Annotated in this window: 12 protein-coding genes; 6 read left to right on the top strand and 6 right to left on the bottom strand. The window is 61.1% G+C overall.

Translation table 11 applies throughout. The features are described from left to right. Nucleotides 1-129: 129 nt before the first annotated feature. From IB245_RS17675 to aspA, 4 genes are all read right to left on the bottom strand, one after another. A complete protein-coding gene (locus tag IB245_RS17675) occupies nt 130-1,122 on the bottom strand; it encodes an AraC family transcriptional regulator (RefSeq protein ID WP_008030718.1) in 993 nt (330 codons plus the stop codon). Between the two features lie 145 nt (nt 1,123-1,267). Continuing rightward, on the bottom strand, nt 1,268-2,272 hold the full coding sequence (locus IB245_RS17680; protein ID WP_192228178.1) for an asparaginase: 1,005 nt from the start codon (nt 2,270-2,272) through the stop codon (nt 1,268-1,270). Between the two features lie 139 nt (nt 2,273-2,411). Then, on the bottom strand, nt 2,412-3,863 hold the full coding sequence (locus tag IB245_RS17685; protein ID WP_192228179.1) for an alanine/glycine:cation symporter family protein: 1,452 nt from the start codon (nt 3,861-3,863) through the stop codon (nt 2,412-2,414). Between the two features lie 551 nt (nt 3,864-4,414). Then, nucleotides 4,415-5,839: an aspartate ammonia-lyase gene (gene aspA / locus IB245_RS17690; RefSeq protein ID WP_008030715.1), complete on the bottom strand. Its 1,425-nt coding sequence runs from the start codon at nt 5,837-5,839 to the stop codon at nt 4,415-4,417. 180 nt (nt 5,840-6,019) lie between these two features. On the opposite strand from aspA, the gene IB245_RS17695 reads away from it, so the two are divergent. The 5 genes from IB245_RS17695 to IB245_RS17715 all read left to right on the top strand — a co-directional run bounded on the left by IB245_RS17695 (nt 6,020) and on the right by IB245_RS17715 (nt 9,800). Next, nucleotides 6,020-6,937: a LysR substrate-binding domain-containing protein gene (locus IB245_RS17695; RefSeq protein WP_008030714.1), complete on the top strand. Its 918-nt coding sequence runs from the start codon at nt 6,020-6,022 to the stop codon at nt 6,935-6,937. Nucleotides 6,938-7,234: 297 nt separating this feature from the next. Then, nucleotides 7,235-7,726, top strand: a complete 492-nt coding sequence (gene purE / locus IB245_RS17700; protein WP_008030713.1) for a 5-(carboxyamino)imidazole ribonucleotide mutase — start codon at nt 7,235-7,237, stop codon at nt 7,724-7,726. A gap of 11 nt (nt 7,727-7,737) precedes the next feature. Further along, on the top strand, nt 7,738-8,820 hold the full coding sequence (locus IB245_RS17705) for a 5-(carboxyamino)imidazole ribonucleotide synthase (protein WP_008030711.1): 1,083 nt from the start codon (nt 7,738-7,740) through the stop codon (nt 8,818-8,820). A 110-nt stretch (nt 8,821-8,930) separates the two neighbouring features. After that, nucleotides 8,931-9,176, top strand: a complete 246-nt coding sequence (locus IB245_RS17710; protein ID WP_008030708.1) for a GlsB/YeaQ/YmgE family stress response membrane protein — start codon at nt 8,931-8,933, stop codon at nt 9,174-9,176. Nucleotides 9,177-9,263: 87 nt separating this feature from the next. After that, nucleotides 9,264-9,800: a DUF3299 domain-containing protein gene (locus tag IB245_RS17715; protein ID WP_008030706.1), complete on the top strand. Its 537-nt coding sequence runs from the start codon at nt 9,264-9,266 to the stop codon at nt 9,798-9,800. A gap of 99 nt (nt 9,801-9,899) precedes the next feature. On the opposite strand, the gene IB245_RS17720 is transcribed toward IB245_RS17715, so the two are convergent. Both IB245_RS17720 and IB245_RS17725 read right to left on the bottom strand, forming a co-directional pair. Further along, nucleotides 9,900-10,799 (bottom strand): D-hexose-6-phosphate mutarotase, encoded by a 900-nt coding sequence (locus tag IB245_RS17720; protein WP_192228180.1) that lies wholly within the window; start codon nt 10,797-10,799, stop codon nt 9,900-9,902. 57 nt (nt 10,800-10,856) lie between these two features. Next, the gene (locus IB245_RS17725; RefSeq protein ID WP_007896491.1) at nt 10,857-11,261 is read right to left on the bottom strand and encodes an acyl-CoA thioesterase; all 405 of its coding nucleotides are present in this window, start codon (nt 11,259-11,261) and stop codon (nt 10,857-10,859) included. 361 nt (nt 11,262-11,622) lie between these two features. Here IB245_RS17725 and IB245_RS17730 point away from each other — a divergent pair, with 361 nt between their 5' ends. Beyond that, nucleotides 11,623-12,921 carry an MFS transporter gene (locus tag IB245_RS17730; protein WP_008030702.1) on the top strand — a complete coding sequence of 433 codons (1,299 nt, stop codon included), beginning with the start codon at nt 11,623-11,625 and terminating at the stop codon, nt 12,919-12,921. Nucleotides 12,922-12,983 lie beyond the last annotated feature (62 nt).

Below are 12,983 nucleotides of genomic sequence, written 5' to 3' on the forward strand. Positions count from 1 at the left end.
CCCCTTTTCGACACCGCAACGCCCCGAATGACGCAGAACCTGTAGGAGCGAGGCTTGCCCGCGAAGGCGTCCTCAGGTACGCCAAGAGCTTCGCGGGCAAGCCTCGCTCCTACAAGGGGATGGTGTCGGTCAGGGGCGGAACTGGCTGGGCGCCACGCCGCTCCAGCGCACAAAGGCATGGCGGAAGCTCGCGGTCTCGCTGAAGCCCAGCACTTCGGCGATCCGGTAGATCGGCATCTGGTCTTCGCAGAGCAGTTGCTTGGCCTGCTCGAATCGCAGTTCATCCAGCAATTCCTGATAACTGCACCCCAGATCCTTGAGGTGCCGGCGCAGGGTCCGCGCCGAGCAATTCATCTGCTCGGCCAATCCTTCGAGCCCCGGTGCGGCATTCAATTGCGCGCTGAGCAACTGACGAATCCGCCCCAGCCACGCCTGACGTCCGGTGAACTCAAGGTTCTGCTTGCGGCAGCGTTCGGCCATGGCCTGATGGGTGATGACATCCGCGAGCGGCAGGGGTTGGTCGAGCCAGCGCTTGTCGAAGGCAAAGGCGTTGTCCCGCGCCTCGAAGTGCAGCGGGCAGTTGAAGTGTGCGGCGTAGGTCGCTTGATAGTCCGGCGCGGCATGTTCGAAGCGCGCGGCGATCAACGGCAGCGGGTGACCGAGCAGGTCGTCGCAGGTGACTTTCAATGACACCAGGCAGAACTCGGCATTGAACACCGCCATCGCCGGGCTCTCCCGGTAGTCGGCGGCGACGAACCAGATGCGTTCGCCGTCGTCCTCCAGGCTCAGCTCGAAAAGTGTTCCCAACAGCGCCGGAAAACGTATCGCCAGGCGCAAAGCGTCACCGAAGGTGGCACTGGTGAGCAGCGCATAACCGAGCATCCCGTAGCAGGAAACGTGCATGCGCCGACCCAGCTCCAGGCCGATGTCACGCTTGAGCGCGACCGCGTTGGCGCAGACCTGCATTTCCTGGTTGGTGGTGATGCGCGTGTCGGCACGGTTCAAGTCCGCTGCGCTGATGCCGCTCCCCGCGAGCAAGGCGTCGCTGGACAGGCCTTCGGCCTTGAAGGCGTTGAGCACCAGAGAGACAGCATTGAGAGTGGTGAGGTGGGAGTGCAGCATGAGCGGCTTCCAGCCTTGGGATGGCTGGAACGCAGCAAATTACATGCCGAGCACTTGTAGGAGCCGGCTTGCTGGCGATCCAGTCGACGCGGTTTTCCAGACACACCGCGTTGCATGAATCGCCAGCAAGCCGGCTCCTACAGGGTCAGGTGAGTTCGCCGCAGAGGTCGAGTTCGACGAGGCGGCGCACTTCAGCGGTGTCCAGACCTGCACCCAGCAACCCATGCAGCTTGCCGAACGCCGCTTCACGGGTCATGCCGCCACCGGACAATACACCGACACCCCGCAACCGGCTGCCGGCCTCGTAAACGTCCAGCTCAACGCCACCTTCATGGCACTGCGTCACTGCAACGACCACCACGCCGTTGTCCCGTGCCCGCGAAAGCGCGGCGAGAAACTCGGGGTTGTCGCTCGGCCCGGTGCCGCTGCCGTAGCACTCAAGCACCAGGCCCTGGATGCCGCTGTTCAGCACGCCATCCAGTTGCTCGGCGCCAATGCCGGGGAACAGCGGCAATACAGCGACTTTCGCCAGTTGCTTGCTCTGGTTGTAGTTCAACGCTGCTGGCAGTGACGGGGCCTTCGCTCCGCCGCCTTGACGCTCCAGGCGCTTGAACGGATGCCGACCGAAACTGCGCACCTTCGCGCAGCGGGTTGGCGCCAGCAGCTCGCCGTGGAAGTACAGATGCACACCCGGCGCCAGACCTTGGCCCAAAGCAACCAGAGCACCACCGAGGTTTTCCCAGGCATCGCTGTCGGTCACGCCGGCCGGCAACATCGAACCGGTGAAGCACACCCGCGCATTCAGGCCGAGCAATTGAAAGCTCATGGCCGCCGCGCTGTAGGCGAGGGTGTCGGTGCCGTGCAGGATCAACACGCTGTCGCAGCCCTGAACGTCGACGGCATCGACCACTGCTTCACGCAGTTGCTGCCAATAGGTCGGGGACATGTTGGCGCTATCGATCAGCGGCGACATCTCGCGAAAGCGCCACTGCGGCACTACCAGCTCAGGCTGGCTGTGCAGGTATTCACGCATCCGCGCTTCAAAACCGGAGGCCGGAGCCAGGCCGTGTTCGCTGGCTTGCATGCCGATGGTGCCGCCGGTGTAGAGCACCATGACGTGCTGGGCGGCAGGGTAGGTCGAGGAATTCATGGCGTTCTCCGAAACAATGACTCCCTATGTGGGAGCGGGCTTGCTCGCGAATGCGGTTGATCAATTCAACATTGAAGTCGACTGACACACCGCTTTCGCGAGCAAGCCCGCTCCCACAGGAATTTCGCACTTTAACCGATCAGCGTTGCGCTGCGGGTACGCCTTGCGCTTCAGCTTCAGCCTTGGTGGCAACCGCTGGCGGGTTGGCTGGCCAAGCGTTCAGGTCCAGGTCCAGGTCCGGGAACTTGCTCGAATCGAACACTGGGGTCTTGATGCCGGCAGCGCGCTGGTCATCGTAGTCACGCAGGATGCGCATGCCGACCTTGAACAGCAGGAACAGCGCGATCAGGTTCACGAACGCGAGCAGGGTCATGGTGATGTCGGCAAACGCGAACACCGTGCCGAGGTTCTCGATCGCACCCCAGAAAATCAACACCAGTACCAGCGCGCGGTAGCCGATCAGCGCCTTGCGGTTTTCACCGATCAGGAAGCGCAGGTTGCTCTCGCCCAGGTAGTAGTTGTAGAGAATCGAGGTGAACACGAACAGCGCCAGTGCCACGGAGATGAACATCCGGCCCCAGTCACCGACCACGGCGGCCAGAGAGTTCTGGGTCAGGGCAATGCCGTCGCCTTCGAAGCCCGGGGTGTAGAAACCCGAGAGCAGGATCAGCAACGCGGTGCAGGTGCAGATTACAAAGGTATCGAGGAACACGCTGAACGCCTGAACCACGCCTTGTGACACCGGGTGTTCAACCGACGCCACGGCCGCTACGTTTGGCGCACTGCCCAGGCCTGCTTCGTTGGCGAACACGCCACGCTTCACGCCCATGACGATGGCGCTGCCGATCAGGCCGCCGAACGCCTGGTCCAGACCGAACGCGCTTTTTACGATGGTCATCAGCATCGCCGGTACGTGGTCGAATTGCAGCACGATCACGTAGATGGTCACGCCGATGTACACCAGGGTTTTCACCGGCACCAGCAGGTCAGCGACCTTGGCGATGCGCTTGATCCCGCCGATGAACACCAGGCCCAGCAGCACCGCCAGGGCCAGACCGGTCCAGGTGGTGTCGAAGCCGAACGCGTTGTTCAGCGAGTGAGTCACGGCGTGGGATTGCAGGCCGTTGAAGGCAAACCCGAAGGTGATCAGCAACAGGAACGCCATGATCATGCCCAACCAGCGTTTCTGCAGGCCGTGCTGGATGTAATAGGACGGGCCGCCACGGTAAGTGCCGTCGGCGTCGGCGCGTTTGTAGAGCTGGCCGAGGGAGCATTCGAAGAAGCTGCTGGACATGCCGACCAGCGCGGTCACCCACATCCAGAACACCGCACCTGGCCCGCCGAGGGTCACGGCAATGCCGACACCGGCGATGTTGCCCGCACCGACGCGGCCGGCGAGGCTGAGCATCAGGGCCTGGAAGGAGCTGAGTTGACCGGCGCTGCTTTTGAGGCTGTCGCGGAACACCGCGAACATGTGGAAGAAGTGACGCAATTGAACGAAACGCGAGCGGATCGTGAAGTAGCTACCGAGCCCGACAATGAGCACGATCAGTACTTTCCCTGAGAGGAAGTCGTTAATGACTTCGAGCATGGATTATTCCTCGCTGTTTTTTTTGTGTAGGCAAATGCTGGGCGGTCGGAAACATCGCGTTACACCGCTGTGCGCACGGCACAACAGGCGAGGCGAAGGTTCGTCCCGATTTCATATTGCGGGTTTGTTATTAGTTCGGGTTTCGCATGGGTTTGGGCCTCGTTACCGACGACCGCTCACGCGAAGAGGGGCGGCACTATACCGATGACAGTGCCGTCCGTCTGCACGATTGTGGTGCATTCGGTGAAGCGAAGCCTTTGAAACACCCGACGTTACCGGCGCCGGGCTTATGCGGGATCTGCTTTTCTGTGGGAGCGGCGGTGCGACGATTCGACTTGCTCGCGAATGCGGTCTGACATCCACTATTTATGGTGACTGACACATCGCTTTCGCGAGCAAGCCCGCTCCCACATTTCTCAGCCCCCAGACATTCTGATTTACTGGCAAAGAGTTAAAAAAAAGGGCCTGGGGAGTAAATCCCCAAGCCCTCAAAAGGTGAGAGGTGTCTAGTCCCTCGACCTGGTGAGCGGTGCTACAAGTAACGCGTCGGTTCAGGCTTTGAGCGGAACCAGACGCGGAGCAATCATGTTTTCCGGGCGCAGGATGTCGGCGAGCATTTCTTCGTCGAGCAAGCCTTCTTCGCGCACCAGTTCCAGCACGCCACGGCCGCTTTCAAGGGCGATACGGGCGATGCGGGTGGCGTTTTTGTAGCCAATGTACGGGTTCAGTGCGGTGACCAGACCGATCGAATGTTCGACCAGTTCACGGCAGCGCGCTTCGTTGGCGGTGATGCCGACGATGCAGTGCTCGCGCAGCATGTCCATGGCGCGTTGCAGCAGGCGGATCGAGTCGAGGATCTTGAAAGCGATCAGCGGCTCCATCACGTTCAGTTGCAGTTGGCCGCCTTCGGCTGCCATGGTCAGCGCCAGATCGTTACCGATGACCTGGAACGCAACCTGGTTCACGGCTTCCGGGATCACCGGGTTGACCTTGCCTGGCATGATCGAGCTGCCTGGCTGACGCGCCGGCAGGTTGATTTCGTTGATGCCGGTGCGTGGGCCGCTGGACAGCAGGCGCAGGTCGTTGCAGATCTTCGACAGTTTGACCGCGGTACGCTTGAGCATGCCGGAGAACAGCACGAAGGCGCCCATGTCGGAGGTGGCTTCGATCAGGTCGGCCGCTGGAACCAGCGGTTGACCGCTGATCAGGGCCAGACGCTGTACGGCCAGGGCCTGATAACGCGGGTCGGCGTTGATGCCGGTGCCGATCGCGGTGCCGCCCAGGTTCACTTCGGTCAGCAGTTCCGGGGCCAGCGTCTTCAGACGGGCCAGGTCTTCGCCCATCGTGGTGGCAAAAGCACGGAACTCTTGACCCAGGGTCATCGGCACGGCGTCTTGCAGCTGGGTACGACCCATCTTCAGGACGTGGTTGAATTCTTGACCCTTGGCCGCGAATGCCTGAATCAGGCTGTCGAGGCTGGCCAGCAGAGCGTCGTGACCCAGCAGCAGACCCAGGCGGATCGCGGTCGGGTAGGCGTCGTTGGTCGACTGCGCCATGTTCACGTCGTCGTTCGGGTGCAGGTACTGGTATTCGCCTTTCTGGTGACCCATGGCCTCCAGCGCGATGTTGGCGATGACTTCGTTGGCATTCATGTTGGTCGAAGTGCCAGCGCCGCCTTGAATCATGTCCACCACGAACTCTTCGTGGAAGTCGCCGCGGATCAAACGTGCACAGGCTTCGCTGATGGCAGCGTGCTTGGCTTCGCTCAGGTGACCCAACTCACGGTTGGCGTCAGCAGCGGCCTGTTTAACCATGGCCAGGCCGACAACCAGTTTCGGGTAGTGCGAAATCGGAACGCCCGAAAGGCGGAAGTTATTCACCGCTCGCAGGGTCTGGATACCGTAATACGCTTGAGCCGGTACTTCGAGAGCGCCAAGCAGGTCATTTTCTGTGCGGAATGATGCAGCGGAGGACATGATAGAAATCATCTCAATATGGACCCGGTCTGTGCCGGAACACCGCAAATGCTAGGCTTGTAGAGAATTTTCGGCCAATGCTGTTAAACACTGGCCTATGCATATTCGGCATAATGCCCGTGTGACGCCGTGTCTGCGGCGAACGTGCGACCTAATTTGGTGCGTGTCCGGGAGGACTTGATGAATCTGGAAAGCAAATGGCTTGAGGACTTTAGTGCTCTGGCCGCCACCCGCAGCTTCTCCCAGGCTGCCGAACGCCGCTTCGTGACGCAGCCGGCGTTCAGCCGACGGATCCGCAGCCTTGAGGCCGCGCTGGGGCTGCAACTGGTCAATCGTTCGCGCACGCCGATCGAGCTGACGGCGGCGGGGCAGTTGTTCCTCGTCACCGCGCGGACGGTGGTGGAACAGCTCGGCGAAGTGCTGCGCCATCTTCATCACCTGGAAGGCGGGCAGGGCGAAGTGATGCAGGTCGCTGCCGCACACTCCTTGGCTTTGGGTTTCTTTCCGCGCTGGATCGCGCAATTGCGTAATGAAGGGTTGAACATCGCCACGCGGTTGGTGGCGACCAACGTTGGCGACGCGGTGCATGCCTTGCGCGAAGGCGGTTGCGACTTGATGCTGGCGTTCTACGACCCGGACGCCGCGATGCAGATGGACCCGGAAATTTTCCCGTCGCTGCACCTGGGACATACGGAAATGTTGCCGGTGTGCGCAGCAGATGCCGACGGCAAGCCGCTGTTCGATCTGGAAGGCGAAGCCAGTGTTCCGTTGCTCGCCTACAGCGCCGGCGCCTTTCTCGGGCGTTCGGTGAACGGCTTGCTGCGCCAGCGTGCGCTGCGGTTTACCACGGTGTATGAAACCGCCATGGCCGACAGCCTGAAAAGCATGGCGCTGGAAGGCCTGGGCATCGCCTGGGTGCCGCAACTGAGTGTGCGTGCCGAACTGGCCCGCGGTGAACTGGTGGTCTGCGGCGGCCCGCAATGGCATGTGCCGCTGGAAATTCGCCTGTATCGCTGCGCACTGGTGCGCAAGGCCAACGTGCGGTTGCTATGGCGCAAACTCGAAGGCGGCGCCGCCCAGACCCCCACCGGACTGTAGGAGCCGGCTTGCTGGCGATCCAGTCGACGCGGTTTGTCTGATACACCGAGTTGTCTGGATCGCCAGTAAGCCGGCTCCTACAGGGGATTTTGATTGACCTTCAGGTCAATAACACCGGGGTTTTGCGCCGTATGACAGATGGTCGCATCGGGGGCTGTTTATCTGCTTCATTGAGGTATACTGCGCGGCCTTCGGCCGGTTACGACCGGCCATTTTTCGTACAATCAAGCCACGCATTTTGCGTGGCTTGTTGTTTTTTGACGCGCCTGCGGGCGCCCAGAGAGAAGAGGCACGACGATGAGTGCACTGGTTGGCGTGATCATGGGCTCCAAGTCCGATTGGTCCACCCTTAGCCACACCGCCGATATGCTGGAAAAGCTCGGCATCCCTTACGAGGTGAAAGTGGTCTCTGCCCACCGCACCCCGGACCTGCTGTTCCAGTACGCCGAAGAGGCCGAGGCGCGTGGCATCGAGGTGATCATCGCCGGTGCCGGTGGCGCGGCCCACTTGCCAGGCATGTGTGCGGCCAAGACCCACCTGCCGGTGCTGGGCGTGCCGGTGCAGTCCGCGATGCTCTCGGGCGTCGATTCGCTGCTGTCTATCGTGCAAATGCCAGCAGGCATTCCGGTTGCCACTTTGGCCATCGGCAAGGCCGGCGCGATCAACGCCGCGCTGCTGTCGGCGAGCATCCTCGGCGCCAAGCACCCGCAGTTCCACGAAGTGCTGAAGACTTTCCGCGCTGAGCAGACAGACAGCGTCCTGGACAATCCAGACCCACGCATCGCCTGAGGTTGTTGACGATGAAGATTGGTGTAATCGGTGGCGGCCAGTTGGGTCGCATGTTGGCGCTGGCGGGCACTCCGCTGGGCATGAACTTCGCTTTCCTGGACCCCGCGCCGGATGCTTGCGCAGCCGCGTTGGGCGAACACCTGCGGGCCGATTACGGCGATCAGGATCACCTGCGCCAACTGGCCGATGAAGTCGATCTGGTGACCTTCGAGTTCGAGAGCGTCCCGGCTGAAACCGTGGCGTTCCTGTCGCAATTCGTTCCGGTCTACCCGAGCGCCGAAGCCCTGCGCATCGCCCGTGACCGCTGGTTCGAGAAGAGCATGTTCAAGGACCTGGGGATTCCGACCCCGGCGTTCGCCGACATCCAGTCGCAAGCCGATCTGGACGCCGCCGTGGCCTCCATCGGTCTGCCGGCCGTGCTGAAAACCCGCACCCTGGGTTACGACGGCAAGGGCCAGAAAGTCCTGCGCACCGCTGAAGACGTGGTGGGCACCTTCGCTGAACTGGGCAGCGTTGCCTGCCTGCTGGAAGGCTTCGTGCCGTTCACCGGCGAAGTGTCGCTGATCGCCGTGCGCGCCCGCGATGGCGAAACGAAGTTCTACCCGCTGGTTCACAACACCCACGACAGCGGCATCCTCAAGCTGTCCGTGGCCAGCACCGACCACCCGCTGCAAGCCTTGGCCGAAGACTACTCCAGCCGTGTGCTCAAGCAGTTGAACTACGTTGGCGTGATGGCGTTCGAGTTCTTTGAAGTCGACGGTGGCCTCAAGGCCAACGAGATCGCCCCGCGCGTGCACAACTCCGGGCACTGGACCACTGAAGGCGCCGAGTGCAGCCAGTTCGAAAACCACCTGCGCGCCGTAGCCGGCCTGCCGTTGGGTTCGACCGCCAAGGTCGGCGAGAGCGCGATGCTCAACTTCATCGGTAAAGTGCCGGACACCGAAAAGGTCCTGGCCATCGCCGATTGCCATCTGCATCACTACGGCAAGGCGTTCAAGGTCGGCCGCAAGGTCGGTCACGCCAACCTGCGTTGCGCGGACCGCGAGACGCTGGCGGCACAGATCCTCAAGGTCGAAGCCCTCATCGCCGAATAAATAGTTTCATGTGGCAGCGGCGGAACCATTCAGGGGCCGCCGTTCTCTCATGGCAGGATGCGAAAGTCTGACTAGGCTTCTGCATAGCCACTTACTCAGAGGGAAATGCCATGGGAATTATCGGAACCATCTTTATCGGCTTGATCGTCGGCCTGCTGGCGCGGTTCCTGAAACCGGGCGATGACAGCATGGGCTGGATCATGACCATCCTGCTCGGTATCGGCGGTTCGCTGGCGGCCACTTACGGCGGTCAGGCCCTGGGCATCTACCAGGCCGGCCAAGGCGCGGGCTTCATCGGTGCGCTGGTCGGCGCCGTGGTGTTGCTGGTGATCTACGGCTTGATCAAAAAGAACTGATTCAGGCGACAAAGTCCTCTCGGCTGCGCAGTCCGAGAGGACTAGAATGCTCGGCGACTTATCGTCCTTCCTTTACCGAGCACCTCCATGCGCCGTCTTCTATTGACTGTCCTTTTACTGGGTTCGGGCCTTGCCCATGCCGGCGAACTGCCGGAAACCGACTGGCTCGAACTGATGCCCAAGTCGGACCAGAAAGCCCTCGAGGCCATGCCCGAAATCGATCACAACTCCCCCGAAGCCAATGGCACCTTTACCGAAAAGGGTGGCATGAAGCAGAGCAAGGGCTTGCCGGCGGTGATGTACTCGACCAAGACCGTGGCGTCGATGAACGACAAGAACATCCGCATCGGTGGTTATCCGGTGCCGCTGGAGTCCGACGCCAAGGGCCGCAGCACGTTGTTCTTCCTCGTGCCGTATCCGGGCGCCTGCATCCACGTGCCGCCACCGCCGCCTAACCAGTTGGTGCTGGTGCGATATCCGAAAGGGTTGAAGCTCAATGATATCTACACGCCGCTGTGGGTGACCGGCACGTTGAAGATCGAGAAGGTCAACAACGACCTGGCCGATGCGGCGTATGCGCTGGATGCGGCGCAAGTGCGTGTGGTGAAGGAATCGGATTTGTAGTGTTTGATCGATCCATTCGCGGGCAAGCCTCGCTCCTACAGGCCGGTGTAAATCCTGTAGGAGCGAGCGGTGCGACGATCCGACTTGCCCGCGAAGCTTTTAAAGAGGTGCGCTGGCGATGCTTACGCCGAGGGTATGGCTCGCACCCGGCGCCAGCGTCACCACATCATCCATCACATTCGCCGTCTCGATGCACAGCATCCGTTGCCAGCCATCATCGGCCATGTCGCTGAACGCCGCTGCACGATCAATCCACGGGTTCCAGATCACTGCCGAGCGCGAACCACTGCTGGTCAGCTCGATGCGCCGTTCCCAGGCCGGGTCGACAATGCTCAGCTTTGCCGGGGTATTGAGGTAGATGCGATCGGTCTCGCCGGCAAAACGCAGGTCGCCGGTCTGAGTCTTGGTTTTCCAGTCTTCCAGCGTCTCGATGTACTTCAAGCCATCCAGCCCATCAACATGCACATTGCGCACATCGCTGACCGCGAAATAGCTGTGCAGCGCCTGGCTGATCGTGACTTTTTCCGAGCCCTGGTTGTGGCTGGTCAGGCTGATGTGCAGTTGCTCATCCAGACGAATGCTCAACTTCAGATCCACCTGATGCGGCCAGCCGGGGAAGCCGCCATCGGGGTAGGGCAGGACGAATTCCACCTTCAGGCTTTCACCTTCGGTTTCGATGCCGCTCAGTTCCCAGTCCATCGCCCGTACAAAACCGTGGGCACTCGGCGGTTCGTTGCTGACGCGCATCGCCTGAACGCCCTGCGGGTTGCGCGCAAGGTTGCCGAACCACGGCCAGCACACCGGCACGCCGGCGCGGATGTTCTTGCCGGTCTTGAACACGGCCTCATCGTTGAGCCAGATCAGCGGCGGTTGGCCGGCCAATTGATAACTGAGGATGTGCGCACCTTGCTGGGCGACCAGCAATTCAGCCTGACCGTGGCGGATGCGCCAGCAGTTCAGTTCATCCAGCTTCACGGCTTCAACGTTGGGCGTGCTCATGGGGCAATTCTCGATCAGGAACAATGACTGCAATGGACCGCAAAACGCTCGCCGTGTTTAACGTGCGCGTGGCGGAACCGAACGGGTGCGACCGCTGCCGTCGATGGCCACGAACACAAACACGGCTTCAGTCACTTTACGCCACTCGCTGGACAGTGGATCGTCGCTCCAGACCTCGACCATCATCTGAATCGAGCTGCGGCCGATTTCCAGCGCCTGGGTATAGAAGGAGAGCTGAGCGCCCACCGCCACCGGAACCAGGAACGCCATACGGTCGATCGCCACGGTCGCCACGCGTCCGCCCGCGACTTTGCTGGCCATTGCGGTGCCGGCCAAATCCATCTGCGCCACCAGCCAGCCGCCGAAAATATCGCCGAAACCGTTGGTTTCACGCGGAAGCGCGGTGATTTGCAGGGCCAGGTCGCCTTGCGGGATTGGATCTTCTTGTTCGAGCTCTATCATTCCGGGGGTGCCTCTGACCCGTGACTCTTCATTGGTACTTCAGGTGAATAGCCGTCTCAGAAAAAACGATTCAGCCCCGAACATACTACGTTCGTCACGTTTTTCGTAAGGCGCCTAAAGGGAAACTCTGCGAAATCGACTGGTAGGCCAGCAGCGTCTTCGCACAGCAACCCTTTCAAACTGTTGCAAGATCCCGAGTATATCGGTCGGTAGACTCCGAGACGACCGTCCGGTTCTCATTTTGACCGTCAAATACGCACCTCTATGTGCTTTTTCGAACAATTTGCTATCGTGCCGGACCTGCCCAAGCCTCCGCCAGCGTTGTTGAGGTTGCAGATCCGACTATAAGAGAAGCCTTGCCATGACCACAGCGCCCTCGAGCATCGCGCAGCCGACCCAGCCCGCACGTCCGTTGACCCGCAATGACTACAAGACTTTATCGCTGTCCGCCCTTGGCGGTGCGCTGGAGTTCTACGACTTCATCATCTTCGTGTTTTTCGCCACGGTGGTCGGCAAGCTGTTCTTCCCGGCCGACATGCCCGAGTGGCTGCGCCTGATGCAGACCTTCGGCATCTTCGCCGCCGGTTACCTGGCGCGTCCGCTGGGCGGCATTGTGATGGCGCACTTCGGCGACCTGCTGGGTCGCAAGAAGATGTTCACCCTGAGTATTTTCATGATGGCGGTGCCGACCCTGATCATGGGTTTGCTGCCAACGTACGCGCAAATCGGCATGTGGGCGCCGATCCTGTTGCTGCTGATGCGCGTGATTCAGGGCGCAGCGATTGGCGGTGAAGTGCCCGGCGCGTGGGTCTTCGTTTCCGAACACGTGCCACAACGGCATATCGGCTACGCTTGCGGCACCCTGACGAGCGGTCTGACGGCGGGGATCCTTCTGGGGTCGCTGGTCGCCACCGCGATCAACAGCATTTACACCCCGGTGGAAGTGTCGGATTACGCCTGGCGGATCCCGTTCCTGCTCGGTGGCGTGTTTGGCCTGTTCTCGGTTTACCTGCGCCGCTGGCTGCACGAAACCCCTGTTTTCGCTGAGCTGCAACTGCGCAAGGCCCTGGCCGAAGAAGTGCCGCTGCGTGCCGTATTGCGCGACCATCGCGGCGCGATCGCGATTTCCATGCTGCTGACCTGGTTGCTGTCCGCCGGCATCATCGTGGTCATCCTGATGACCCCGACCGTGCTGCAGACGGTTTACCATTTCGCACCGACCACCGCGTTGCAGGCCAACAGCCTGGCGATTGTGTTCCTGAGCCTGGGTTGTGTGGCTTCCGGCGCGTTGGCTGACCGCTTCGGCGCGGGCCGGGTGTTCGTGTTCGGCAGTGCCGCGCTGCTGATCAGTTCGTGGACCTTCTATCACAGCCTGTTCAACCACCCGGACTGGCTGTTCCCGATGTATTCCCTGACCGGTCTGTTGGTCGGCACCATTGGTGCGGTGCCGTATGTGATGGTCAAAGCCTTTCCAGCAGTGGTGCGCTTTAGCGGGTTGTCGTTCTCCTACAACCTGGCCTATGCGATTTTTGGTGGCCTGACGCCGATGGTGGTGACGTTGCTGCTGAAGGAGAGCCCGATGGGACCTGCGTATTACGTGGCGATCATTTGTGGCGTCGGGATTGTGGTGGGTGGTTATCTCTGGAAGAAGGGTCGCTAAGCTTCTGACGCCTTCGCGGGCAAGCCTCGCTCCTACAGGTACACCGTTTACCTGTAGGAGCG

Origin of the sequence: Pseudomonas sp. PDM02 (assembly GCF_014852285.1) — a bacterium.
Lineage (GTDB): Bacteria > Pseudomonadota > Gammaproteobacteria > Pseudomonadales > Pseudomonadaceae > Aquipseudomonas > Aquipseudomonas migulae.

Coding starts and splice junctions, on each gene's coding strand:
- purE (WP_008030713.1), top strand. CDS start 7,235: ATGAGTGCACTGGTTGGCGTGATCATGGGCTCCAAGTCCGATTGGTCC.
- IB245_RS17715 (WP_008030706.1), top strand. CDS start 9,264: ATGCGCCGTCTTCTATTGACTGTCCTTTTACTGGGTTCGGGCCTTGCC.
- IB245_RS17685 (WP_192228179.1), bottom strand. CDS start 3,863: ATGCTCGAAGTCATTAACGACTTCCTCTCAGGGAAAGTACTGATCGTG.
- IB245_RS17680 (WP_192228178.1), bottom strand. CDS start 2,272: ATGAATTCCTCGACCTACCCTGCCGCCCAGCACGTCATGGTGCTCTAC.
- IB245_RS17675 (WP_008030718.1), bottom strand. CDS start 1,122: ATGCTGCACTCCCACCTCACCACTCTCAATGCTGTCTCTCTGGTGCTC.
- IB245_RS17730 (WP_008030702.1), top strand. CDS start 11,623: ATGACCACAGCGCCCTCGAGCATCGCGCAGCCGACCCAGCCCGCACGT.
- IB245_RS17705 (WP_008030711.1), top strand. CDS start 7,738: ATGAAGATTGGTGTAATCGGTGGCGGCCAGTTGGGTCGCATGTTGGCG.
- IB245_RS17720 (WP_192228180.1), bottom strand. CDS start 10,799: ATGAGCACGCCCAACGTTGAAGCCGTGAAGCTGGATGAACTGAACTGC.
- aspA (WP_008030715.1), bottom strand. CDS start 5,839: ATGTCCTCCGCTGCATCATTCCGCACAGAAAATGACCTGCTTGGCGCT.
- IB245_RS17710 (WP_008030708.1), top strand. CDS start 8,931: ATGGGAATTATCGGAACCATCTTTATCGGCTTGATCGTCGGCCTGCTG.
- IB245_RS17725 (WP_007896491.1), bottom strand. CDS start 11,261: ATGATAGAGCTCGAACAAGAAGATCCAATCCCGCAAGGCGACCTGGCC.
- IB245_RS17695 (WP_008030714.1), top strand. CDS start 6,020: ATGAATCTGGAAAGCAAATGGCTTGAGGACTTTAGTGCTCTGGCCGCC.